This is a genomic window from Mesonia aquimarina (assembly GCF_003667275.1).
GTDB lineage: Bacteria > Bacteroidota > Bacteroidia > Flavobacteriales > Flavobacteriaceae > Mesonia > Mesonia aquimarina.
The window spans coordinates 80,243-104,517 of the sequence record NZ_RCNV01000009.1; the positions used below are offsets into that span (position 1 = coordinate 80,243).

Sequence of the window (24,275 nt, forward strand, 5' to 3'; positions counted from 1 at the left end):
GGAAACCTGCTAAAGCGTTAACTTTTTATTAACAACAACATATACTTCTTATTGATATTTCTCTCGAAAATTCATTGGACTCATACCGATGTTTGAGGTAAACAATTTAATAAAACTGTTGTATTCGTCATAACCTAAACGATAAGTGATTTCTTTAATGCTTAAGTCCGTAAATTTCAATAAGCGTTTGGCTTCTATTAAAACACGATCTATAATCATGCGCTTGGGTGAAGGCTTATTGGTAATTGTACAAGCTGAAGCTAAACTTCGTGAAGAAGTATTTAATTGCTCGGCATAAAAAGACACCCCCTTTTCTGTGGTATAATTTATAGCTATTAAATTCTGAAATTTCTTAACCAAAGAATATTCCTTACTATTAGACCGTATTTGATCAGAATTTTGATCACGCTGCACGTTCCATTCAGCAAACAATAACATTCGCTCTACTGTATTATGTGCTAATTGATAAAGTAGTTGACTAAAATCTTTGTAGTTTATTCCTTTAAAAAAACTTAAAAACCGAACCAAAATTTCTTTATACGGATCTTCTAGGTAAAGCTTAACAATACCTTCTTCGCTATTAAACAACCTACTTTGTTGTAAAAGTTCGATATCTAATTGCGTTCTCGCATAAAATCCTTCCGTAAAGTCGATGATGTAAGCATCAAAATGATCATAATTTTTTAATTTAAAGACTTGATTCTTTCCTATAAAAAGACAATGGTCTTTTGTTAAGGAAATAGAATTCATATCCAATTCTACAGAAACACTACCGCTACATACCCAAATCATTCTATAAAATGTAGTACGGTAAACTTTTGTGATTCTCTCTATATCTTTTTCGTATTCCACTTTACTTACACGAATTCCATAGGGGTACGTATTATTATCAAATCTAATGTCGTGTATGGGGTTGTTTTGGTTCTCAGTCAAGCAACTCATCAATTTAAATTTTGTTAAAAATATCGATTAAGATACATCCAAAAAACAGATTTTTAATATGTTATATATTATTATTATCTTTTTTCGTTTAAACACTTAAATATACGATAAAACAGCTTTTAAGGTTTTACAACTCATAAAAGATATGCTAATATAATATTAGATAATGTAAAGCCAAATCATTATTAATTAATAAATTATGAATTATACCAGAAATTAGAGTTTAAATTAAACCAATAAAAAATAGTTTTTTTAAAGTACTTAAATATACTATTTTTAGTCAAAAATAATTTTAGTGCTACCTGCGTCTATGAATATTGTTCCTTTTAATATTCCTCATACTTCTTCTAATGATTTATTTTATTTAGCAGATCTAATTCATTCTAAAAAGTTTTCAGGAAATGGAAAGTATACCCAAAAATGCCAAACTTTTTTTGAAGAAAAATATAATTTTAAAAAAAGCTTTTTAACTACTTCTTGCACTGCTGCTTTAGAAATGACAGCTTTACTCTTAGATTGTAAAGACGGAGATGAAATTATAATCCCCTCTTATACCTTTGTATCTACTGCATTAGCTTTTGTTAGAGAAGGAGCTAAAGTTATTTTTGCTGATTCTTGTTTGAACAACCCTAATTTAGATATTGAAAAGTTATCATCTCTGATTACTCCTAAGACTAAAGCAATTGTAATTGTTCATTATGCAGGAATAAGTGTAAACATGAATGACTTACTTAAAATCACTAAAAAATTTAATCTCGTTTTAATTGAAGATGCTGCACAGGCAATCCATTCTTTTTACCAAAAAAAACCCTTAGGAAGTTTCGGGCACTTAGCCACTTTTTCCTTTCACGAAACCAAAAATATTCATGCCGGAGAAGGCGGTTTACTAGTTGTAAATGATAAAAAATATATAAAAAGAGCTGAAATATTATGGGAGAAAGGAACCAACCGAATGGCCTTTTTTAGAGGTGAAATCCCTAAATATGAATGGATAGATAAAGGCTCATCTTTTTTACCTTCGGAAATCACAGCTGCATTTTTATACAGTCAACTTTTAGATATTGAAGATGTAACGCATAAAAGATTGGTAATATGGCAACATTACTATAATAGTTTATTGGTACTCAAAAATAAAAATCTCATTGATTTTCTAAATGATAAAAAAATAAATGAACATAATGCTCATATATTTTTTATTTTATGTAATTCAAAAAAAGAGCGGGACAACTTAATTAGCTATTTGAAAAATAAAGGTATTCAAGCTGTTTTTCATTATCAAGCACTTCACCAAAGTAAGTTTCACCTACAAAACAATTCCTACAAACCATTACCTAATGCTGAAAAATACTCAGATCGTCTTCTGCGTTTACCTATATTTTATTCACTTTCAATAAATCAACAAAATTATATAATAACAGAAATTTACAATTTTTTTAAATTTCCCTGCACCAACTAATTTCCTGAGCAATTTATTTTTTACTTTGCAAGAAAAACATCTTGAATTACGTTTCAGTAGAACATATTGCCAAAGCATACGGAGAACGCGTGCTTTTCTCAGATCTTTCCTTCGGAATTAATGAAGGACAAAAAATCGGCTTGATCGCTAAAAACGGAACCGGAAAAACTTCGCTTCTCAATATTTTAGCTTTAGATGATGTTCCCGATAGCGGCCAGGTAAATTACCGCAATAATCTAAAAACAGCTTTTTTAGCCCAAGATCCCAAACTAGATCCCAATTTAACGGTAGAGGAAACTATTTTTGCTTCTGAAAATGAAACCTTACGGATTATCGCTCAATATGAAAAAGCACTAAAAAATCCGCATGATACCGAAAACTACCAAAAAGCATTCGATTTGATGGATGCAAAACAAGCTTGGGATTTTGAAACGCAATACAAGCAAATTCTTTCAAAATTAAAATTAGAACAGCTTGACCAAAAAGTGAACTTACTTTCCGGCGGACAAAAACGTAGGTTGGCGTTAGCCAATACCTTGCTCGACAAACCGGATCTGCTAATTTTAGATGAACCCACCAACCACTTAGATTTAGAAATGATTGAGTGGTTGGAAGAATTCTTTAAAAAAGAAAACATCACGCTTTTTATGGTCACACACGACCGCTATTTTTTAGAGCGCGTTTGTAACGAAATTATTGAGTTAGATGAAGGAAACCTCTATAGTTACAAAGGCAACTACAGTTATTACTTAGAGAAACGAGATGCCCGTATAGAAAACGAAAAAACCAATACCGAAAAAGCCAAACAACTCTATAAAAAAGAATTGGATTGGATGCGCCGCCAACCCAAAGCACGTACCACAAAATCTAAATCTAGAATTGAAGATTTTTCTGAAATAAAAGCGCGCGCCTCTAAACGCAGAAACGAGCAAAAAGTTCAGTTGGAAATTAATATGGAGCGACTCGGAAATAAAATAGTCGAACTCCATAATATTTCGAAAGCTTATGATGATAAATTGCTGTTCAAAAGTTTCAGTTATAACTTCCAGCAAGGCGAACGTTTGGGAATTATCGGAAAAAATGGTACGGGAAAGTCTACTTTTCTAAATACCTTAATCGGAAGTCAAAAACCCGACAACGGAAAAATTGTAATTGGTGAAACCATAAAATTCGGCTATTATACGCAAAAAGGAATCGAAGTAAAACCCGGCCAAAAAGTAATCGATGTCATTCGCGAATTTGGTGATTATATTCCGCTAAAAAAAGGAAGACAAATTTCTGCACAACAACTCTTAGAAAAGTTTTTATTCAGCAGAAAAAAACAATACGATTTTGTTGAAAAATTAAGCGGTGGGGAGCGAAAGCGCTTATACTTATGTACTGTTCTCATTCAGAATCCAAATTTTTTAATTCTCGATGAACCTACAAACGATTTAGATATAGTTACCTTAAATGTACTTGAAAATTTCTTGTTAGATTTTCCGGGTTGCTTAATTGTGGTTTCGCACGATCGTTATTTTATGGATAAAATAGTAGATCACTTATTCGTCTTTAAAGGAAAAGGGGTTATTGAAGATTTTCCCGGAAATTATTCAGATTACCGCGCTTATGAAGCCAGTGCTCCGGCTGTTTCTTCAGAAAAAAAGGAAGAAACACCGGCTAAAAAAGATTGGAAAACTTCAGATAATGAAAAAAAACTAAGTTATAACGAACAAAAAGAATACAAAAAATTAGAACGGGAAATCGCTAAACTCGAACGCGAAAAGGAAACTCTTCAGCAGGAATTTTTAAACGATTTAGCCGAGGATGAAATCAATAAAAAATCGCAAGAATTGCAATTAGTTATTGATGAAATTGATACAAAAACTGAGCGCTGGTTTGATTTATCGGCAAAAATGGAAAGCTAATGCGGTGGTATCAACTAAAGTCTTACTTAAACTTTTTAATGAACGCCACCAATCAACATGGCGTTCATTCTCCTTTTGTGTATCAATTAGTTACTGAATGTTTTTACAATCGAAAAAACCGCCCCAATTACAAAAAAATAAGTGCTTATAGAAAAGATCTTTTTCAGCAAAAAGAACAAATCTCTATTCGCCCAAATTGCAGCACTTTTTTTAAAGCAAAAACCTATAGCCTCTCAAAACTGGCAAAAATTCATGGTACTTCTTGGAAAAGAAGTAAGTTCTTAAACCGCTTAACAGATTACTTAAACTTTAAAGACATTATTGAAATCGGCACTTTAGTCGGCATTAGAACTTCTTGTTTTGCAGCGCAAGAAAAATGCAGTATTATTACAATTGACAATTGCAGCGAAACCCAAAAAGTTGCCGAAAAAAACTTACAGAAGCACAATTTCAAAAATATCAACTTTATTAACGACGATTTTATAAACGGATTTAAAAAATGTGATCTAGAAAAAGTTGACTGTATTTATTTGAGTAATACTCGCCGACAAGATCTTACATTACAACTTTTTGAAGAAGTCTTAAAAAAAGTGCATAACAATTCAGTTATTATCATCGAAGACATACACTGGTCTAAAGAAATAAATGCTGCTTGGGAAAAAATCAAAAAAAATAAACAAGTTAAAGTTACGGTTGATACGTTTTACTTGGGCTTGATTTTCTTTAGAAAAGAACAAGCTAAAGAGCATTTTAAAATTAGATTTTAAGCTAAAAAAGACACAAGACCGCTTCGCTATAAAAAACAAGAGTCAAGACTTAACATTGACTATCATAAAAATTCTTAATTTTATTAAAAAAAAATCGTTTATACCTAGATTTTTTTGGTTCGTTTTTTTATCAATGGAAATCACTGATTCTCGAACACTTTTAAAGTAATAAAGCGAGTGATTAAAAAATGAACAAGTTAAATATTTAATACAGGATTGTTACTTTATCATTTTTTATAACACATCGTGTAACAACGGCTTATTAAAAACGTCTTACCAATAGAAAACTAGCTAGGCTTATGAGCAATGTAATCGATATTCAAAACATCACCAGAGATTTTCAATTAGGACAAGAAACCGTTCATGTATTAAAAGGAATAGATTTAATTATAGAAAAAGGAGAATATGTAGCCTTTATGGGTCCCTCCGGCTCCGGAAAATCTACCTTAATGAATCTTTTAGGTTGCTTAGATACACCAACTTCGGGGACCTATATTTTAAATGACAATGATGTAAGCAAATTAACCGATGATGAATTAGCAGAAATCAGAAATAAAGAAATCGGTTTTGTTTTTCAAACCTTTAATTTATTACCCCGCACTACTGCTTTAGATAACGTTGCTTTACCGATGATCTATGCCGGAAAATCTAAACAAGATCGGGAAGAACGCGCCAAAGAAGTATTAAAAAATGTTGGTTTAGGCGATCGGATGGATCATAAACCTAATCAGCTTTCCGGGGGGCAGCGCCAGCGTGTTGCCGTAGGTCGCGCCCTGGTTAATAAACCTTCGATTATTTTAGCCGATGAACCTACCGGAAATTTAGATTCAAAAACTTCGGTCGAAATCATGAAGCTTTTTAATGAAATTCACGCGGCGGGAAATACTGTAATTCTAGTTACCCACGAAGAAGAAATTGCCGAACACGCCCATAGAATAATTCGCCTACGCGACGGGATTATAGAAAGTGACGAACGGAATAAATAATAGTTTATGAATTATTTTGATAACCTCTCCCCTCTCACCCAAATCTTATTGGTATTTGGCGGGTTAGCTTTACTTTTTTTACTTGTTATAGCCAACAATAAACGGAACAAACAAAAACGTCCCGGAAGCAATACTCAAAGTTTTAAGGAACGTCTCGAAGAACGCAAGAAAGAACGAGAGGAAAAAGACATCTAATTAAGCTTTTCAAGCTACGACTACTGCATTTAGAGGGAAACTCATTGTTTATTAACGCTTAAGAATAGGGTATATTCTTTCCTCAAATACTGACTATTATATTAAGTCACTTCTTTTAGTTAACTGACTAGGCAAATAGCCTAGTTTCTTTTTAAATGCAACCGTAAAATGCTGAGGGTTCTTATAACCTACTTCAAACGAAGCCTGAGAAATGGTATAGTCGTGTTTTAAAATTAACTGGATAGCTTTTTCAATTCGTAAAGAGGTAATATATTTAAATACAGGCATTCCATAAACCTGTTTAAAATAACTTTTAAATTTAGAGGTATTAAATCCAGCTAACATCGATAGTTTTTCTATACTTAATTCTTCTTTTAAATGGGTTTTTATATAACTTTCTATTTGTAACAAATTTTCTCTGTCTGCTTCCTTTAATTTATTAGCGGCAGATGCTGAATAATTAGATGCTAAGGTGATTATTAACAATTCTGTTAATTTCACCTCTAAATAAGATTGTTTTACAATTCCATCAAAAGAACAATTTAGTAAGTCATTTATAATATCTCTTAGTTTTCTATTTAAGACTAGACCTTTATTAAAAAACGAAAAAAACTGATTTCCCTTTTTTGCCTGTTGATAGTTTTTCATTTTTTTTATAAAAAACTCCCCAATTTTATCTTCTATAAAAAATTCAGTAAAATAAATGTTTAAAATATGTTTCTCATCACTGAAATACGTTTGTGCAGATCCTGAAGCAGGTATATAAAATAAATTATACATGTTTTTATTTAAAACAAATTCTGTATAAATATTTCCTTTCGATGCTATTGTCACCTGTCCGTCAATTACAAATTGAAGTAAAAAAACAGGTTGATTTTGACTGACATATAATGTATGGTTTTCTGAGTTTTTATTGTTTTGCAGAAGTACAAATAAATTGTTTAAGTGAATTTCTTTTACGGTCCCCATCACACTTTCCTTAAAACCTGAGTACTCTTTCTCTAATAATACAGACGTCTCAAAGTCTTTATTAAATTCCTTTACCAACACTTCCTCTTTACATGCTGAACTTTCAAATCGAATTTTCATTTTTTCCTTTTACGTTATAATTAGTTCCTTTCGCGTTATTAAGAACCAATCTAAACAAAATACATTTGCAAAAATAATTATTTTTAATAAATCTAAATAAGTGCAGTTAAAATTATTTATATTATTATTTTTAAGTCTTGCAAATGGATCATTTGCATATTCACAGGGTTACCAAAATACTATCTCAGGAAAAGTATTAGATCATTTGGACCAACCCATCCTTGGGGCCACTGTTTCCATTGATAATAATTTACAAGCGACACTTACAGACAAAAATGGAATATATATCCTCAAGAACATACCTAAAGGAAAACATATAGTTAAAATTTCCTATATGGGATATGCCACCATCTTTAAAGAAATAAAGTTTACAAAAACAAGAACTAAAAAACTTACCCTAGACATTACTTTAGAAGAAGACATAAAATCCTTAAGTCAAGTTGTTGTTCAAGGAAAAACAGAAAAAGCAAAAATAGAAACGAGCGGTTTTGCTGTAAATGTTGTAAAAACAAAAGAAGCTAGCCTCAGAAATATTCAAACTAACGAATTATTAAACACTACGGTTGGCGTAAAGATTCGACAAAATGGTGGTTTAGGTTCTAATGTGGAATATTCTCTAAATGGCTTATCCGGAAGTGCTGTTCGAATTTTTATAGACGGAATCCCTATCGCTACCTATGGTTCTTCATTTAGCCTAAACAGTATTCCGCCTTCAATGATTAAAAATATTGAAGTATACAAAGGAGTGGTTCCCGGGTATTTAACAGATGATGCTTTAGGCGGGGCTATTAATATAGTGCTTCATAAAGGCGCAAAAAACAATTTAAATGCTTCCGTCTCTTATGGATCTTTCAATACGTTTCAAGCGAGTCTTAACGGTTTATATCGTTTTAAAAAATCAGGTTTTACCGTAAAAGCTTCTGCATTTCATAATTACTCTGATAATGATTATAAAGTTTCTGGAAGAAGTATTGTAGTTACAGGTTTAGGGGGTGTGCAAACACCTATTACAGCTAGAAGATTTAATGATGCGTATAGATCTACAGGGGGAATGGCTCAAATTGGCTTTACAAATGTAAAATGGGCAGATCAATTTTTAGTGGGGTTCACAGGATCTGATGATTATAAAGAAGTTCAACACGGAGCTTTTATGACAATTATGCCTTATAAAGGTCGGTTTTTAGAATCAGATGCTTTATTGGCAAACCTCATTTATCAAAAGAAAGATCTTTTTACCGAAGGACTAGATATATCGGTAAATGGCACCTACGGTAAAAGAAACCGCATGGTTAACGATACCGTTGCTTGGGCATACAGTTGGAATGGAGAGAGAGCAATTGACTTTAGAGGTAATGAATACCAATACACCTGGGGCTCCCAACAAGAAGGAGGGCCAACCTTAGCTAAAATTAAAAGAAATGTAGCCTCTATTAGAACAGGTGTTTCGTATGCTATCAATAATAATCATAAATTTTTAGTTAATCATGTGTATACTGGCATTGATAGAGAAGATAGTGATGAATTAAGATCTGTATTAGAAAATACATTTGTAGGAACACGAGATTTACATAAAAATATATACGCCTTAAGTTATGAATTAACTGCTTTTAAAAATAAATTAAGAGTCAGTTTATTTGGTAAACATTATCAACAAAAAACAATCAATATTGATCCTGTTATAGGAGAAGACTCAAATGGAAATAAGGTTATCGTTGATGAAGTGTTGAGTAGTAACAACAATTATGACGGATATGGATTTGCAAGTTCGTATGCTATTACTCCCGAAATCACTTTATTAGCTTCTGCAGAAAAAGCCATTCGTTTACCAAACGAAACAGAAGTATTTGGTAATGATGGAGATAATGTAGTAGCCAATCCAAGTATCAAGCCTGAACAAAGCGATAACTACAATCTAGGTTTTCGGTTTGGAAGGTATACCATACAAAAACACGGCTTTACTGTTTCAACCAATATTTTCACGAGAAATATTAAAGATAAAATTGGTTTACCCATTGAAACATCGCTAAATATTGATGATGAATTAATAGTATATGTAAATCAGGGAGGAGGAACATCTAAAGGTATCGATGCTCAATTCAATTATACATACAACAAGAATTTCGGACTCAATTTTAATGTCTCTCGTTTTGAGCTGAAAATTAAAAACAATGGAATAGAAATAGAAGCACCAAACACCCCATTTTTCACAATGAATGGTAATTTACGCTATTCGTTTAAGGACTTGATTCAGAAAAATTCTCGATTAAACCTATTTTACACCATGTATTTTACCGATGAGTTTTCATACCTCCCTCCTCAGGGAAAAAACACGGTAGGAGATGAGTTTTTTAAAGTACCTCAACAATTATCGCAAGACATTGGAATTAGCTACGCATTTCCTAATAAAAAGCTTGTGGCAAGTATTGATATCAAAAACATATTCGATGAACCTATTTACGATAACTTATCTGTACAAAAACCAGGAAGAGCTTTTTACGTAAAACTTAATTATTCAATAAATAAATTTTAATCTTTTAAATACAAACTAACATGAACAGCAAATTACTAAACATCAAAGCAATAACACTACTTGCATTATCCTTGGGACTAATGACAGCCTGTAGTAATGATGATGACAACGGAGGAAATACTAATCCAGATCCAGAACCAACTACTTCTAGATGGATAACAGTTGCTGCAGCTAAAATGGGAGAAGATCCAGGTGATGGAAACGGCGGAACATTACTTTACTCGGTAAGCAGTGAAGATGCTAAAGACCCTAACGTATCTATTGAAGCATTTGACAATGGGTTTATTGCGCCTTCAAACAGAACTGCACGATTACAATCTTCTGAAGATGGTAATACCATATTTAACATTAGCTACGCAGGAGATACCGGTGGTAACTATACTAAATATACGGTAGAAGGCGGACAAAATTTCACTCCTACAGGATCCCAAGTAAGTATTGCTCCTTACGTAGGGACTGCTCCAAGATGGATTAAATTATTTGATGGAGACAAAACAGGAGCTGCTGTATATGTATCTACAGAGCACGAAATAGATGATAATGATACGCCAAATGACACATCAGACGATACCTATCTGCGTACAGATGCTAAAATGGGTATCGTAACATTAGATTTAGAAAACTCGTTAATAAAAGAATTTCAAGAGCATAATATTATGTTAAGCCCGGAAGAAGAGGCTCAAGGTTACTATATAGGGAGAATTGACATGCCTGTTTTAAATGCTGCTGGAAACAAACTATATATTGGAGCTGATGTAAGAAAGGTAGATACGGAAACTTTAGAAAGAGAAAGAGATTACGAAATGCTTGGCTCTAAAACTATTGTATTAGATTATCCTTCTTTAACAAACCCTGAAGTAATTACTTCTACTGTAGGATACGGTAAGACTAACGGATACCGTAGCATTAATGCTTTTGAATACAATGGAAGTGTATATCAAGCAAATCAAAATGATCCCGAAGGTTCTCACATCTTAAAAATTGATGCCGATAATGAATATGATGATGCCTATGATTTCAATTTAGATGAAGCTTTAGGGGTAGAAGGAGCCTACATTCTTGCTTGGAGACCGGCAGCAAACGGAAAAGCTGTGTTGGCTTACCGTCATGATGGATCTGCAGAAGGGCTAGCTGGCGCTCAAGGATTTTTCGCATTAGTAGACTTGAATGCTAAAACCGCTCAAAAAATTACTGCTATTCCGTATGATCCAAACTTCTACTTATTCCAATATCAAGGTTTTGTAGTGGATGGAACAGAAATATATGTAACCCAAGCTCCTGTAGGACAAAACGGAAACATTTATGTTATCGAAACAGAAACAGGTGAAGTAACGAAAGGAGCTGAATTAATAAATGTACAAGGAAGCCACTTTATTGGTACTTTTTAATATAGCAAGAATAAAAATAATTTTAAGAGGCTATCTAAAAAGTGTTCAAATTTGTCATTCTGAATTTATTTCAGAATCTCACCCAATTGCTTCATCAAGCACTATGAGAACCTGAATCGAGTTTATGTTGACGAAAATCATTTTTTAGACAGCCTCTTTCCTAATAAGAATTGTAATGAAAAAATCACTCATTCTACTGCTGCTAACTCCAGTTTTTCTTTTTGCTCAAAAACAACAAAATGCTAATCAACTTCACGACAGATCTTTTTGGAAAACCCAACCCGATGTTGCTCTTGTAAAACAAAAAATAGCAGAGGGCAATGATCCTGTTACACTCAATGCAAGAGCTTTTGATGCGGTTTGTTTTGCTATTATGGCAAAAGCCCCTGTAAAAACAGTTGAGTACCTATTGTCTTTACCGGGAAACGATATCAATAAATCTACCCATGATGGAAGAAGTTATTTAATGTGGGCAGGTAATGCGGGTGATTTAGAAATTATGAAATTATTAATCCGTAAAGGAGCTGATACAAAAGTATTAGACAGCCATGGTTTCAGCTGGTTTACTTTTACGTTAAATGCAGGTCATGACAATACCGCTATTTATGATTTTATGAAGGAGAATGGCGTAGACTTAAAAGAAACCAACCGAGCTAGCGCTAATGCTATTTTACTATTAGCTCCACACAGTAAAGACGGAAAAATTATAAGGTATTTTCAGGAAAAAGGACTAGATATCCATGCAACGGATAAGTATGGGAATGATATTTTATTTTACGCTGCCAAAGGAGGTAATATCAATTTGATGAAAAAATACATCGCTCAAGGTTTCGATTATAACAAGATGAACACCGAAGGTGAAAATATCGTTCTTTTTGCAAGTCACGGGGGAAGACGCTACAGCAACCCCTTAGAAGTTTATCAATATTTTGACAGTTTGGATCTAGATATGACTTTAACAAACAACAATGGTGAAAATGCCTTGCATAACATTGCATCAACTACCAAAGATATTACTATCGTAGATTTTTTCATTAAAAAAGGAGTTGATATTCATCAAAAAGATAATGAAGGGAACACTGCTTTTTTAAATGCTGCTAAAGGAAATAATTTTTTAGTGTTAGAAAAATTAATTTCATCAACTAAAAACATCGATCAACAAAACAAAGAAGGCTTTTCTGCGATCACCTATGCTACTCAACATATAAATATAGATGCTTTTAATTTATTAAAAGAAAAAGGTGCCGATTTACAGGTGAAAGATGCAGATGAAAACAACTTGTTTTACCATTTATTTAATGCCTATAGCAAAAGAAATAGCGAACATGTTGATGCTTTTGTAAAGGCCTTAATCACGGCAGATGTTTCCTTTAAAAATGCTTCAAAAAACGAATCTCCAATACACATTGCTATTGCTAAAGGAGAAATGGAGTTAATTCAAAAAGCTTTAGAATTAGGTGCAGATATCAATCAAAAAAACAGTGATGGATTAACCCCTTTGCATTTAGCATCTATGAAAGCTACTGATGAAAAAATACTACACTTTTTAATCAATAAAGGAGCAGACAAAAGCATACGTACAGATTTTGATGAAAGTGCTTATGATTTAGCGCAAGAAAATGAATTATTACAGAATACAGAAATTATTTTTTTAAAACAATCTTAAATTAAATTTATATGAGGTTCTCTAAATATATTCTTTTGGTACTATGCCTTTCATTTATGGCGTTTACTACGGTAAAAAATACTGGGTCAACACAAAAGTACAAGTGTATGGTGCAGTTAAAAAATTACGAAGGTGAAGGAGCTTACGTGGTAGTATCTGTAATCGACAAAGACAATAATTATGTAAAAACTTTGCAGGTTTTAGGAGATGACGAAAAATGGTATCCGGACATCACTACCTGGTGGTCGTTTTTCGAGACGGCAAATACCCCTGATGTAAATGCCATTACGGGAGCTACCATTGCTGGAGGAGAACGTTCTATTTTCACTTTTCAATTAAATGAAAATGATTTACAAGCTGGTCATAAATTAAGGTTTGAAACCGCTGTAGAACAACAAGATTACCATGAAAAAGATTTAGAAACCTTGTTAGACAAGAAAAATCTTAAAAATAAATTTGAAGGAACAGGATACATCCGTTACGTTAGAATTCTAGCAAACTAATAACACATGCTTAGTAAAATTTGGAGATACAGTCATTTTTACCTGACTGTATCTTCTTTCTTATTTCTTTTTTTAGCCGCTGTATCAGGGGCTTTCTTAGCGTTTAAACCTATTCAAGAAAAAATACAAACGCAACATATCGAAAATTCTGAAGACGTTTCGGTAGCTCAACTAATAGATAGCTTAGAAAACAAATATGAAGAGGTGCTCGCTATTGAAGTTGATAAGAATCACTTTGTAAGCGCTAGTGTTTTTAGTATGGATGAAGATACTAATGGACAGTTTTATATTAATCCTTTTGACGGAAATAAAATTGGGGACATCCCTCCTGAAAGTGATTTTTTTAAATTTTTAACCAATTTCCATCGTTCCTTATTTTTGAAAACTCCCGGAAGAATTTTCATGGGTATCATCTGTTTTTTATTATTCTTAATCGCCATTACAGGCCTATTGTTAGCCATAAAAAGACAAGGGGGATTTTTAAAATTTTGCTCAAAAATTGTTAATGATAAATCTATACAATACAATCACGTAGCGCTAGGAAGATTATCCTTAATTCCTATTAGTATTATAGCTTTATCAGGAGTCTACTTGTCTATGGATCGGTTTTCTTTATTACCGGAAACCAAGGCTAGTAGTATTCAACAAAAATCGATTGCTGAGCATACCATCCCTTTTTCAGAATTTCCTATTTTTAAAAACACCACCCTAAAAGATATTCAAAAATTAGAATTTCCTTTCTCTACAGATGAAGAGGATTTTTTTATCCTGAACTTACACGATAAAGAACTTAAAATTCATCAAAAAACCGGAGAAATTGTAAAAACAACTTATTATCCGTTTACAAAAATTTTAGCGGCATTAAGTTTTAACCTACACACAGGAACAGGAAGTATTGTTTGGTCTTTGGTATTATTTTTAAGCTGCCTCTCAATTTTGTACTTTATGTATTCAGGAAGTATAATCACATTCAAGAGATTGCGTTCTAAAACCAGAAATAACTATAGCGCTAACCAAGCAACTATTATCATTTTAATTGGATCAGAAAACGGAAGCACAAAAAGATTAGGAAAAATATTGCAACAAGCACTGTTAAGAGCAAATAAAAAAGTGTTTATAGATGATTTAAACAACTATAAGAATTACCCTAACATTGAACAATTAATCATCATCACTTCAACTTACGGACAAGGAGAACCGCCTAGTAATGCTAATTTGTTTTTAGACAAATTAAAACAAACTAAAATATCCAAGCCTTTTACTTGTCACGTAATTGGTTTAGGTTCTTTTGCCTATCCAAAATTTTGTGAATTTGCTAAAGAAATTCACAGGCAAGTGTTGTTAAAAGATAAAATTAATGTGCTTTCAAAAAGCCCTCTATTAATTCATAACCAAAATTATAAACAGTTTAGAAACTGGGCATTAAATTGGGCTACTTCCTTAAATTTCAACTTAGAAATTCCAAAAGAATTATCCTCCAGAAAACAAAAAGAAACTGTTTTTAAAGTTATTGAAAAACAGAATATTACTGACGAATATGATGAAACCTTCAACCTCATATTAACAGCGCAAAGACGAAAAAAATTTATGCCTGGAGACTTATTGGGAGTTACTCCGCCTAACGAAACTTCAGAACGCTTATACTCTATTGGTAAAAATACTAGTGGCGATTTATTAATGAGCATAAAAAGACATTCGCATGGGGTTTGCTCAAATTATTTAAACGACTTAAAACCAAATCAAGAATTAAAAGTAAGCATTAAAAGAAATAAAGAATTTCATTTACCCAAAAAAAAGAAACAAGTAATATTAATAGCTAACGGGACTGGAATTGCACCATTTTTAGGTATGATTCATCAAAAAAGAAAAACCGCTATAACTTTATATTGGGGAACAAGAACTAAAGCTTCGGAAGAATTATACAAACCTCAAATTTTAGAAGCTATAGACAAAAAGACCTTACAACAGTATAATGTTGCTTTTTCCAGAGAGGAAAGCTCTTATAATTATGTTCAGGATTTAATTAAAAGAGATGAAAAAAATATAGCAAAAATACTTGCAAGCGGAGGCACTATAATGATTTGTGGTTCTATTCGCATGCGTGATGATATTTTTATACTCCTAGAGGAAATTTGTAAGAACAATAAACTTTCTCCTTTTGAAACATACAATACTAAAGGGCAAATTTTAACCGATTGCTATTAGCTCTTTTTTTGAATATCATATTTTGACTTATTAGATTAACTTAGATAGTAAGTTGAGTTAAATACTTACTAACCGGAAACTTTATCTTCCCGATAATTCAACATGAATAAAGGACGTGAGTAAAAAAATAAAAACATGTTTTGCACCTAAGAGTTTGATGAGATCCCGGATCAAGCCCGGGATGACAAATCGTTTTTTTTTTAAAGCTATAAGCCGTTCGCTGTATGCTTTATGCTTTATGCTGTATGCTGTAGGCTGTAGGCTGTAGGCTTTAGGCTTTAGGCTTTAGGCTTAAAATTACTAATAATAGTAAACTATAACATTAAACTTTAAACATTCAACATTGCACATTCAACTTTTAAACCTAGCTCATTGATGAGATCCCACATCAAGTCCGGGATTACAAATCGTTTTTTTTTAAAGCTATAAGTCGTGCGCAGTATGCTGCAGGCTTTATGCTTTATGCTTTATGCTTTATGCTTAAAGTTACTGAAAACCTAAATACAACATTAAACTTTAAACAGTCAACATTCCCTCCGGCCTACAGAAAAAAGAATTAAAATCTAGTACTGTCATCCAGAAGCTTTCGGCTTTACTCAAGACAGGCGACGCACAACGGAGTGAAAGATCTTTCCGTTTTGAAGAGGCAGATACTTCGACTCCACTTCGTTCGCTCAGTATGACACCTTAAATTTTAAAGCTACAGCATTCTTAATTTTACCCCCGGCCTATCGAAAAAAGAATTGAAAATCAAGGAAGCAGCGAAGCGATGGGATGAAAATCTGTTTGAGACCGACCGAAAGGGAGGTTGAGTTATTTTCATTCGTGGCGGTGGATTCCGTAAGATTTTCTTATACTTTTTTCGTAAGCCTAGATCTTTTTGTTACTTTTTACAGCAATGGTAAAAAGTAAATAATATTAGTTTCTTAAGCCTAGATCTTTAGTGCATCCGACGACCAAAAGGAGAGCAATGCATTTTTACAGCAATGGAAATCAACGATTCACGAACACTTATAAAGTAATAAAGTGGGTGAGTAAAAAAGTAAAAGCAACTCTTGGAAAAAGAATATATCACAAAAATATACTTCGACTCCACTTCGTTCGCTCAGTATGACAAGTTAAATTTTAAAGCTCTAGGCTTTATGCGATAAGCTTTAGACTATATGCTTAAAGTTACTGAAAACCTAAATACAACATTAAACTTTAAACATTCAACATTCCAAACCCCCGGCCTATCGAAAAAAGAATTTAAAATCAAGGAAGCAGCGAGGCGATGGGATGAAAATCTGTTTGAAACCGACCGGAAGGGAGGTTGAGTTATTTTCATTCGTGGCGGTGGGTTCCGTAAGATTTTCTTATACTTTTTTCGTAAGCCTAGATCTTTAGTGCATCCGACGACCAACGGGAGAGGAATGCATTTTTACAGCAATGGTAAAAAGTAAAAACATGGTTTAAACCTAGCTCATTGATGAGATCCCGCATCAAGTCCGGGATTACAAATCGTTTTTTTAAAGCTATAAGCCGTGCGCAGTATGCTGTAGGCTTTATGCTTTATGCTTTATGCTTTATGCTTAAAGTTACTAAAACCATCAACATTAAACATTTAACATTTAACAATCAACTATTAAACATTCAACTTTAAACCTTAGACCTTCAACTATTAAACATTCAACTTTAAACCTTAGACCTTCAACATTCCCCGGCCTACCGGCAGTTTTTATCCTAACCGACGACTGGAAGGAGAGGATGACGTGGGCAAAAAAGAACAAACATAATTATTGTTGAATAGGCAATTAGATATTAGGTAATTTGAAATTTGAGATATTAGAGCGTGCTTGCACACCCTCCAATATTTTTTTCTTCTAATTTTTTTAAATGAAATTAAAGTAATACTTTTATGATATCAATTTAATATCAACTAATAATCAATATTATGGATAAAGAAAAAGAGATTAAAGGTTCAAACGGTTATATAATGCTGTTTTTATTTCTCATTTTATTCTTCGGAAGTATTTTAGGCTTTGCATTTTTACATACGCCGTGGTTTATTGCCGGAATAATTATCGCCCTTTTAATATTACCCGGCTTAATCTTAGTAAACCCTAATGAATCACGAGTGCTGTTACTGTTCGGAGATTACCGAGGCACGGTAAAACAAAATGGCCTCTTTTGGGTAAATCCTTTTTATGTCAAAAAGAAAATTTCCTTACGAGCTAGAAATTTTGATAGTGAGCGTTTAAAAGTAAACGATAAACTGGGTAATCCCGTAATGATTAGCACCATACTTGTATGGCGTGTACTCGATACTTACAGAGCTTCTTTTGATGTGGATAATTTTCAAAACTTTGTTGTGGTTCAAACTGATGCTGCTGTAAGAAAGCTTGCCAGTATGTACCCGTATGATAATTTTGCTGATGAAGGCCTGGATGAAGATATTACGTTACGCTCCAGTATGAATGAAGTAAGTGATGCCTTAGAAAAAGAACTGGAAGAACGTCTAAACATTGCAGGTATTGAAGTACTGGAAGCTAGAATTGGTTATTTAGCCTATGCGAATGAAATTGCCAGTGCAATGCTTAAACGTCAACAAGCCACTGCCATAGTTGCCGCAAGGCATAAAATTGTAGAAGGTGCCGTAAGCATGGTAGAAATGGCGCTTGAACAATTAAGTGAAAAGAATTTAGTAGACTTAGATACCGAAAGACGTGCAGCCATGGTGAGTAATTTAATGGTTATATTATGCGGAGATAAAGACGCTTCACCCGTAGTAAATGCGGGAACCTTAAACCATTAAGAATTAAAATTGAAAAAATTTGGAAACGATATAGGATGAGCAATAAAAAAGCATTCGCCTTAAGAGTTAATGAAGAAATGTTCAAAGCCATTGAAAAATGGGCTGCTGATGAATTCAGAAGTACCAATGGACAAATTGAATGGATGCTAAATAAATCATTAAAAGAAGCTAAACGTTACCCAAAAAACAAAAAAAAAGAAGAAGACTAAAGAATCCGCTCCTTCACTAGAAAACTGTCTAAAAAGGCTCATTACTGTATAAGCAGCTGGTTCTTAATCAATTTTTCTTGAGCAAGTAAAAATTTTCATTTAGAATCAATTCCTTAGCTTGCTTAACGCTATGCTTATATGTTTTTGAAAGACTAAAATAATCTTGATGATCGATTACTTTATAATTTTTGATCGAATGGTAATAGCTATCCTCCATCGTTTGGTAATCATCTTCAGTGGTTTTTGATACTTTTTGATTAAAAAATCTCAATAAATTTTGAAAGGCTTGGGTTCCTTTTATGCTATCTTGAAAAGAAGCACTCCCAACATAATCCCCATTTTCCTGAATAGAATCAAAAAATTCAAATAAGTGATTGGTTTCTGCTCTCGTTAGAAAAAACAGCACCCCTTCAAGGAGAATAAACGTTGATTTATTAGCCTTTATAGACTGAATGCTAGCTAATAATTCTTCCTGATAGTTTTTACTAAAATCAACGCCAATAAAATGAATGTTTCTTTTGGGAAGTAGCTCTTGGTCTTGCCATTCTTGAATTTGATTCTTTTTATAATCAACGATCTCAGGCTTGTCTATTTCAATATGAACCATTTTTTCATGCAACAGAAAAGGATACATACTGAACCCGCTTCCAAAATTTATGACCACTTCAATTTCCTGTTGTTCGATTAAGGCTTTTAGGCTTTCTAAAAAATAACGGTTCCTCAAACAATGGGTAAAGGGTTCTTCAGGGGAAACTAAGGCAAGGTATTCCTTAATCCATTGAGTTGTTTTTGGGTTTTCCCATAGTTTAGCAAAATGATCCTGACTTAACTGTTCGTCAACTGCTCTAAAGCTTGACGTAACAAATGCCGTTTCGTGTATTTTTATATTTTCTTCTTTTTCATTCATTACTGCTTCTTTACTACTCATCATCCTGAATATAAAGCGGTTGACTTGTTAAATCGCTAACAATACTAGATTTGTAAAAATCAAACCACTCGTTAAACAACTTCCAGCTGAGTTTGGGGTAAGTACTTTCATCGATACATTGCCCAAAAAGCTCATTTATAAAAATCGATTTCCAGTATTTTGCTAGTTCTTTTTTAGGATCGTCCAAAAAGAGTTCGTCTTCCAAAAGGTAGCTGTTATAATCGCTCTCCTCAGAAGCTTGTTGCTTTTCCATATCTGGAAACAAAGCATTGCTCCAATCGTAAAAGGGCTGCTTAGGTACAATTAATATCAGACTGCGGTTGATGGTTGGAGGGAGTTTCATTGTTGTTTGTTTTTTAATTTTCGCTCCAGATCTTTTAATTCTTCCAAGTCTACACGATCAGCTTCTTTAGCATCAAACTTTTTTCTTTTGTCGTCAAAAGTTGCATAATGTTCACGCACCTTTTTTTCCATTTGCTTATGACTCACCTTTCCGGGATGATCTAAGACTTCAAAATCATTAAAAGCAATAATTTTATCCAGGTTTTCTTGCCAATAACGCATGGTAAGGTCTTTTTTATTTTTGGCGCGTAATTCTGCAGTTTCTAAAAAAATCACTACCAAACGATTAAGACTGTCTATTTCATCTTCGGTTAAGTAATTTTTAGAAATAGTAATGTCTTGCTTACGTACAACATTTCCCTTCCAGGTATTAAGCCCCATATTTAGCTTATTGGCATCCGCACGTTTTACAATAAGTTCAGCCGCAGTTTGCTTCGTAGTCGCATACAACAGTTTATTTTGAGCTTCAGCAAAAAACATTTGAGTTGCTTTATCGGTTGGATCATAGTCACTACTTAAGCTAAAAAGATCCCGTACCTTTTGATAGAAGCGTTTTTCACTGGCACGTATATCGCGAATACGATCGAGTAACTCATCAAAATAATCTACACGACCGTCCGGGTTTTTAAGACGATCATCATCCATTATAAAGCCCTTACGCATATATTCTGCAAGATTTCTGGTAGCCCATTGCCTAAATTGTACACCACGTTTGCTGCGTACTCGATACCCCACAGCAAGAATCATATCTAAGGAGTAAAAACTAACACTATAATCTTTACCATCAGAAGCAGTTATTAAGTAATCCTTAATAACTGAATTTTCATTTAACTCCTTGTCTTTCAATACACTTTTAATGTGCATGCTAATATTGGGTACAGAGGTGGCAAAAAGTTCTGCAAGTTGTTTTTGATTCATCCAGACATTACCATCACGAGCAAATAAAGCTACCGAGGCCTTGCCATCTTGTGTGGTGTAAATAATGATGTTATTCTGCTCTTGTTCTCTCATTTTTTATTTTGATCATTTTTAGAAACTTAATTAACTTCAAGCTTGCTATTTGCGTGCTCCCTAGCCCTAAAGGTTGTCATCACGCACTATTGAATTAATTTCAGCTACAACATTTTTATAATCAGTTAATACTTGCTTATTCGTAAATCGGGTTTCTACAATTCCCAAATCGCTTAGGTATTTTGTTCTTTCTAAATCTTTTTTCTGCTGTTCCAAAGTTAGGTGATAGCCCCATCAATTTCAGACATTTTAGCTTATGACAATAAAAATCTAAAATATATCCCCCTATTGGATGCTGCCTTCTAAACTTAAATCCAAAGTTTAATTTCGGGTTCAGTCATTTAAGCCCTTAACCTAGCCGCATTTTTAAATACCGAAGGCGTTGCCCCATCGTGCATTCCATTTATTTTTAACTTATCATTCTTCATTATTTTAAATAAAATAATATATCATTTTTTTTGAAAACCCACCCTTTAGGGCCCGGAAAAGCATAGGTTTCAAAAGGAGCCGATTTTGCGCCATAAGACTTTAAAATATCCTCGCCATATTCATCTAGTTCTTTCGTGGACATCCCTATATGTGCGTATGCTCTCATTAATTTTAGTGTAGTTCCCACCACTTCACTAATTTTTTGCATTCCTACCAATTCAGCTTCTTTTGTTATCGACATGGTTTTTCTTTAATTGATCCTATAAAATTTGCCACTACTCCTACCTACGAAATTACAACTTTTAAATGATGCCAGCCCAAGCCAGAATAAAATTCAGCACTTCCATCAACCCTCAACAGTATTCTTTTAACATGTGGATCAGCTTCTATCGGAAAATTCAAGGAAACTGATATTCTGTAAAAACCTGTAAAAGTTCATATACTTGCGTGGTACTTGCTGGGAACTTGCTCGGTTTTCTTATAAACCTCTTCTGCAGCAGTAAAATTCATTCGCAAAAAATTATCGGAAGTTTTACCTTGCTTTAAACGTTCATCATCTATGGCAAAACCTTTTATAATATATTCCTTTAAGGTCTTGGTAGCCCAAATACGAAACTGTGTGGCTTTGGTAGAATTCACCCGGTAACCTACAGAAATTATGGCATCTAAGTTGTAAAACTCAATGTTTCGTTTTACATCTCTGTCACCCTCTTTTTTAACTTGTGCATATTTTGCACTAGTTGCTTCTTTTTCTAACTCGCCCTCAGTAAAAATATTCTTAAGGTGCTTGGTAACAACCGATCGATCTACTCCAAACAACTCGGCAATTTTTTGCTGCGTAAGCCAAACTGTTTCATTTTTAACATAGATTTCAATTTTCACCTCGCCACTTGGGGCTGTGTAGAGAATTAACTCACTTAGCTCATCACTGGGTTTTATGTTATTGTTTTTTTTCATAGGCTTGTTATATCTTTAAAAAGGCGACCACCTTAGACTTTGTATGCTATGCGGTTGGTTTCTTTTATCATGCTATTTCTTTCTTTGTGGAGTGTTGTTTCCAATTTAGAAATAAACAGTTCTTTAATGGACATCCCTATTTGTGCGTATGCTCTCATTAATTTTAGTGTAGTTCCCACAACTTCACTAATTTTTTGCATTCCCTCTAATTCAGCTTCTTTTGTTATCGACATGTTTTTTTCTTTAATTGATCCTATAAAATTTGAAGACCCACTCCTAAAAGTTGAAATAAAGCCCTGTGTTTTATTGGTGATTCGAGTGCTTAAACTTTCACGTTGTATAACCTATTTAATCAACTCCTAAATCATTTACGAAAGAATGATGTACTTCAATTTCGCTTATCGGAACACCTATTCTATCTTCTGTTATTCCACAAATGATTCGTTCAACCTCATATTTACTTGCTATATTTTCAATATCGATTAGTTCATCTCGATTGAGAGATATTGTCCAATCGACTAATTGTCTGATTGTTCCTTTTGAAACTGGAGTTGTTCGCTTAATGGTTTTAATACCAAAAATTTTTACGTGAGAACCTGCACCCGGATTAAAATCGAGTGTTACCAACTCAGGTAATTCAAGTCCGAGTTCTGTTTTCAATTGACTCCATTTTTCTTCCAGTTCTGTTTTCGTGAATAATTCCGATATTTTCATATCAGGTCTTATTTCTTTTTCAGTTGAAATCAAAATTCTTAAGGCTTTTCTAATTCTATAAAACACTATTTGAGTCAGACACTTATCGGTTGGAGTTGAAATAATTTTACGGAAAACAATATCCGCAAATTCCTGAACCGTACGTATTTTTTCCGCTTCAGAATCCTCAATGCGTATTCCGAATTTTTCCTCAATTGTCATCACTAATTCTACTGAATCTAATCCCATTATCGATTTGATTTAAATGTTATAGGTGAACCGGAATGAACTATATCAGCTCTTGTAGCACCCTTAAAATTCCGGACATAAGTTTGTATTGGCAGGAGAATAGAAGCCTTTTTCAATTGCAATTTTATCATTCCCCATGCTAAAACAACATAAAAAGCCTCCGAGCCTAGCATTCGTTTGCCACGTATTAAATAAACCATAGGAAGCCCCTATTCCTTCATAAAAATATTGATCGTTGCTTAATTTGTATTGAGTCAAGTAATTCGTTCCTATTTTTATAGAATCAATTGCGCTTACCGTTGCGTTGTAGGTATTCCATTTATAATTTAATGTATCGCCAAGCTGAATATTAAAATCTGCATATACTTCTGCTGTACTTTGATTTGGAGCAATGTAAACCACTACATCAGCATTCTGTCGCATTGCCGCCACATAATTTATAGCCTTAAAAGTGGAGTTAAATTGTTGTACCCCACCGGAAATTGGCTGGTGATAGATAGAATCCAATTGTTTACTATACATTTTTTTGAATTGCAAACCATTAATAAGCGTATCACCTTCAAAATAGTATATTAATTTTCTTCTAATCTCTTTTATTATCCCATTGGCTTCGTCTAATTCTTCTAAACTTCCATTGATATACCATTGGTTAGCTTCAGCAACCATATCAATTGATTTATTCAAAACTGGCGGACGATCAGGTTCCGAATCATCCTTGCTAGAACAACCTATCAATACACATAATAAAAGGAAAACTATATTTCTTCTCATCATATCTTAGTTTAAATGCTTTTCACATATATAGCGCAACGCATTTATTCAGTTTAGCGTAAACTACCTCGAGGTATTCCACCCTTTGGCGGTATCAATAAAAAACCTTCACATCAAAAAAAAGAAGCGCTATACGGTGTTTTAAAGTTAGAGTTCCTCAATACAGTACTCACAAGCCAAGTAAACAAGTACACAGACTTGTAGGATCCTTCATTTTCATGGCCGGATTTATAAAATTACACTATTTCAATTAAACTC

22 protein-coding genes and 2 pseudogenes are annotated in these 24,275 nt (G+C 33.3%); 12 read left to right on the forward strand and 12 right to left on the reverse strand.

Translation table 11 applies throughout. The annotated features are described in order from the left end of the window. Positions 1-48: 48 nt before the first annotated feature. Positions 49-942 carry a helix-turn-helix domain-containing protein gene (locus D9R05_RS11825; RefSeq protein ID WP_121667436.1) on the reverse strand — a complete coding sequence of 298 codons (894 nt, stop codon included), beginning with the start codon at positions 940-942 and terminating at the stop codon, positions 49-51. Positions 943-1,252: 310 nt separating this feature from the next. On the opposite strand from D9R05_RS11825, the gene rffA reads away from it, so the two are divergent. The 5 genes from rffA (at position 1,253) to D9R05_RS11850 (ending at position 6,253) form a co-directional block, all read left to right on the forward strand. Next, positions 1,253-2,398 carry a dTDP-4-amino-4,6-dideoxygalactose transaminase gene (rffA, locus tag D9R05_RS11830; RefSeq protein WP_162984973.1) on the forward strand — a complete coding sequence of 382 codons (1,146 nt, stop codon included), beginning with the start codon at positions 1,253-1,255 and terminating at the stop codon, positions 2,396-2,398. A gap of 41 nt (positions 2,399-2,439) precedes the next feature. Next, the gene (locus D9R05_RS11835) at positions 2,440-4,305 is read left to right on the forward strand and encodes an ABC-F family ATP-binding cassette domain-containing protein (protein WP_121667437.1); all 1,866 of its coding nucleotides are present in this window, start codon (positions 2,440-2,442) and stop codon (positions 4,303-4,305) included. A gap of 38 nt (positions 4,306-4,343) precedes the next feature. Next, positions 4,344-5,072, forward strand: a complete 729-nt coding sequence (locus D9R05_RS11840) for an O-methyltransferase (protein WP_162984974.1) — start codon at positions 4,344-4,346, stop codon at positions 5,070-5,072. A gap of 299 nt (positions 5,073-5,371) precedes the next feature. Next, positions 5,372-6,058 (forward strand): ABC transporter ATP-binding protein, encoded by a 687-nt coding sequence (locus D9R05_RS11845; RefSeq protein ID WP_121667439.1) that lies wholly within the window; start codon positions 5,372-5,374, stop codon positions 6,056-6,058. A gap of 6 nt (positions 6,059-6,064) precedes the next feature. After that, positions 6,065-6,253: a hypothetical protein gene (locus D9R05_RS11850; RefSeq protein ID WP_121667440.1), complete on the forward strand. Its 189-nt coding sequence runs from the start codon at positions 6,065-6,067 to the stop codon at positions 6,251-6,253. 96 nt (positions 6,254-6,349) lie between these two features. Here the strand turns inward: D9R05_RS11850 and D9R05_RS11855 are convergent, their stop codons facing one another. Continuing rightward, positions 6,350-7,342, reverse strand: coding sequence for a helix-turn-helix domain-containing protein (locus tag D9R05_RS11855; RefSeq protein ID WP_121667441.1), 993 nt, complete (start codon positions 7,340-7,342; stop codon positions 6,350-6,352). A 100-nt stretch (positions 7,343-7,442) separates the two neighbouring features. Here D9R05_RS11855 and D9R05_RS11860 point away from each other — a divergent pair, with 100 nt between their 5' ends. From D9R05_RS11860 to D9R05_RS11890, 7 genes are all read left to right on the forward strand, one after another. Then, positions 7,443-9,872, forward strand: a complete 2,430-nt coding sequence (locus D9R05_RS11860; RefSeq protein ID WP_162984975.1) for a TonB-dependent receptor — start codon at positions 7,443-7,445, stop codon at positions 9,870-9,872. Between the two features lie 20 nt (positions 9,873-9,892). Then, entirely contained in the window at positions 9,893-11,260 is a 1,368-nt protein-coding gene (locus tag D9R05_RS11865) for a hypothetical protein (RefSeq protein ID WP_121667442.1), read from the forward strand. Positions 11,261-11,435: 175 nt separating this feature from the next. Then, a complete protein-coding gene (locus D9R05_RS11870; RefSeq protein WP_121667443.1) occupies positions 11,436-12,926 on the forward strand; it encodes an ankyrin repeat domain-containing protein in 1,491 nt (496 codons plus the stop codon). A gap of 56 nt (positions 12,927-12,982) precedes the next feature. Next, a complete protein-coding gene (locus tag D9R05_RS11875; protein WP_394340564.1) occupies positions 12,983-13,429 on the forward strand; it encodes a DUF2271 domain-containing protein in 447 nt (148 codons plus the stop codon). A gap of 6 nt (positions 13,430-13,435) precedes the next feature. Further along, positions 13,436-15,634 carry a PepSY domain-containing protein gene (locus D9R05_RS11880; RefSeq protein WP_121667445.1) on the forward strand — a complete coding sequence of 733 codons (2,199 nt, stop codon included), beginning with the start codon at positions 13,436-13,438 and terminating at the stop codon, positions 15,632-15,634. A 1,933-nt stretch (positions 15,635-17,567) separates the two neighbouring features. After that, on the forward strand, positions 17,568-18,428 hold the full coding sequence (locus D9R05_RS11885; protein ID WP_121667446.1) for an SPFH domain-containing protein: 861 nt from the start codon (positions 17,568-17,570) through the stop codon (positions 18,426-18,428). Between the two features lie 35 nt (positions 18,429-18,463). Next, a complete protein-coding gene (locus tag D9R05_RS11890; RefSeq protein WP_121667447.1) occupies positions 18,464-18,637 on the forward strand; it encodes an Arc family DNA binding domain-containing protein in 174 nt (57 codons plus the stop codon). Positions 18,638-18,704: 67 nt separating this feature from the next. Here the strand turns inward: D9R05_RS11890 and D9R05_RS11895 are convergent, their stop codons facing one another. From D9R05_RS11895 to D9R05_RS11940, 10 genes and pseudogenes are all read right to left on the reverse strand, one after another. Then, positions 18,705-19,565, reverse strand: coding sequence for a class I SAM-dependent methyltransferase (locus D9R05_RS11895; protein WP_240463044.1), 861 nt, complete (start codon positions 19,563-19,565; stop codon positions 18,705-18,707). After that, complete coding sequence (locus D9R05_RS11900) at positions 19,558-19,908, reverse strand: VacJ (protein WP_121667448.1); 351 nt, start codon at positions 19,906-19,908, stop codon at positions 19,558-19,560. The genes D9R05_RS11895 and D9R05_RS11900 overlap by 8 nt, the downstream gene beginning before the upstream one ends. After that, positions 19,905-20,918, reverse strand: a complete 1,014-nt coding sequence (locus D9R05_RS11905) for a virulence RhuM family protein (protein WP_121667449.1) — start codon at positions 20,916-20,918, stop codon at positions 19,905-19,907. The genes D9R05_RS11900 and D9R05_RS11905 overlap by 4 nt, the downstream gene beginning before the upstream one ends. A gap of 66 nt (positions 20,919-20,984) precedes the next feature. After that, positions 20,985-21,134: a DUF559 domain-containing protein gene (locus tag D9R05_RS11915; protein WP_121667450.1), complete on the reverse strand. Its 150-nt coding sequence runs from the start codon at positions 21,132-21,134 to the stop codon at positions 20,985-20,987. A gap of 37 nt (positions 21,135-21,171) precedes the next feature. Continuing rightward, positions 21,172-21,255: pseudogene (locus tag D9R05_RS15760) on the reverse strand (DUF559 domain-containing protein); the annotation flags it as partial. Positions 21,256-21,396: 141 nt separating this feature from the next. Further along, positions 21,397-21,588 (reverse strand): annotated as a pseudogene (locus tag D9R05_RS11920) (type I methionyl aminopeptidase); the annotation flags it as partial. 194 nt (positions 21,589-21,782) lie between these two features. Next, complete coding sequence (locus D9R05_RS11925; RefSeq protein WP_121667451.1) at positions 21,783-22,304, reverse strand: virulence RhuM family protein; 522 nt, start codon at positions 22,302-22,304, stop codon at positions 21,783-21,785. 32 nt (positions 22,305-22,336) lie between these two features. After that, entirely contained in the window at positions 22,337-22,537 is a 201-nt protein-coding gene (locus D9R05_RS15630; RefSeq protein ID WP_240463045.1) for a hypothetical protein, read from the reverse strand. Positions 22,538-22,652: 115 nt separating this feature from the next. Then, positions 22,653-23,246 (reverse strand): acyl carrier protein, encoded by a 594-nt coding sequence (locus D9R05_RS15740; protein ID WP_121667452.1) that lies wholly within the window; start codon positions 23,244-23,246, stop codon positions 22,653-22,655. 63 nt (positions 23,247-23,309) lie between these two features. Next, positions 23,310-24,017: a hypothetical protein gene (locus D9R05_RS11940; protein WP_162984976.1), complete on the reverse strand. Its 708-nt coding sequence runs from the start codon at positions 24,015-24,017 to the stop codon at positions 23,310-23,312. Between the last annotated feature and the right edge of the window lie 258 nt (positions 24,018-24,275).

What these genes read in the sequence shown, in the direction of transcription:
- D9R05_RS11940 (WP_162984976.1), bottom strand. Translation starts at nt 24,017, where the DNA reads ATGAGAAGAAATATAGTTTTCCTTTTATTATGTGTATTGATAGGTTGT.
- D9R05_RS11825 (WP_121667436.1), bottom strand. Translation starts at nt 942, where the DNA reads ATGAGTTGCTTGACTGAGAACCAAAACAACCCCATACACGACATTAGA.
- D9R05_RS11895 (WP_240463044.1), bottom strand. Translation starts at nt 19,565, where the DNA reads ATGAGTAGTAAAGAAGCAGTAATGAATGAAAAAGAAGAAAATATAAAA.
- D9R05_RS11900 (WP_121667448.1), bottom strand. Translation starts at nt 19,908, where the DNA reads ATGAAACTCCCTCCAACCATCAACCGCAGTCTGATATTAATTGTACCT.
- D9R05_RS11880 (WP_121667445.1), top strand. Translation starts at nt 13,436, where the DNA reads ATGCTTAGTAAAATTTGGAGATACAGTCATTTTTACCTGACTGTATCT.
- rffA (WP_162984973.1), top strand. Translation starts at nt 1,253, where the DNA reads ATGAATATTGTTCCTTTTAATATTCCTCATACTTCTTCTAATGATTTA.
- D9R05_RS11890 (WP_121667447.1), top strand. Translation starts at nt 18,464, where the DNA reads ATGAGCAATAAAAAAGCATTCGCCTTAAGAGTTAATGAAGAAATGTTC.
- D9R05_RS11865 (WP_121667442.1), top strand. Translation starts at nt 9,893, where the DNA reads ATGAACAGCAAATTACTAAACATCAAAGCAATAACACTACTTGCATTA.
- D9R05_RS15740 (WP_121667452.1), bottom strand. Translation starts at nt 23,246, where the DNA reads ATGGGATTAGATTCAGTAGAATTAGTGATGACAATTGAGGAAAAATTC.
- D9R05_RS11905 (WP_121667449.1), bottom strand. Translation starts at nt 20,918, where the DNA reads ATGAGAGAACAAGAGCAGAATAACATCATTATTTACACCACACAAGAT.
- D9R05_RS15630 (WP_240463045.1), bottom strand. Translation starts at nt 22,537, where the DNA reads ATGTCGATAACAAAAGAAGCTGAATTAGAGGGAATGCAAAAAATTAGT.
- D9R05_RS11925 (WP_121667451.1), bottom strand. Translation starts at nt 22,304, where the DNA reads ATGAAAAAAAACAATAACATAAAACCCAGTGATGAGCTAAGTGAGTTA.
- D9R05_RS11850 (WP_121667440.1), top strand. Translation starts at nt 6,065, where the DNA reads ATGAATTATTTTGATAACCTCTCCCCTCTCACCCAAATCTTATTGGTA.
- D9R05_RS11840 (WP_162984974.1), top strand. Translation starts at nt 4,344, where the DNA reads ATGAACGCCACCAATCAACATGGCGTTCATTCTCCTTTTGTGTATCAA.
- D9R05_RS11885 (WP_121667446.1), top strand. Translation starts at nt 17,568, where the DNA reads ATGGATAAAGAAAAAGAGATTAAAGGTTCAAACGGTTATATAATGCTG.
- D9R05_RS11875 (WP_394340564.1), top strand. Translation starts at nt 12,983, where the DNA reads ATGGCGTTTACTACGGTAAAAAATACTGGGTCAACACAAAAGTACAAG.
- D9R05_RS11845 (WP_121667439.1), top strand. Translation starts at nt 5,372, where the DNA reads ATGAGCAATGTAATCGATATTCAAAACATCACCAGAGATTTTCAATTA.
- D9R05_RS11855 (WP_121667441.1), bottom strand. Translation starts at nt 7,342, where the DNA reads ATGAAAATTCGATTTGAAAGTTCAGCATGTAAAGAGGAAGTGTTGGTA.
- D9R05_RS11870 (WP_121667443.1), top strand. Translation starts at nt 11,436, where the DNA reads ATGAAAAAATCACTCATTCTACTGCTGCTAACTCCAGTTTTTCTTTTT.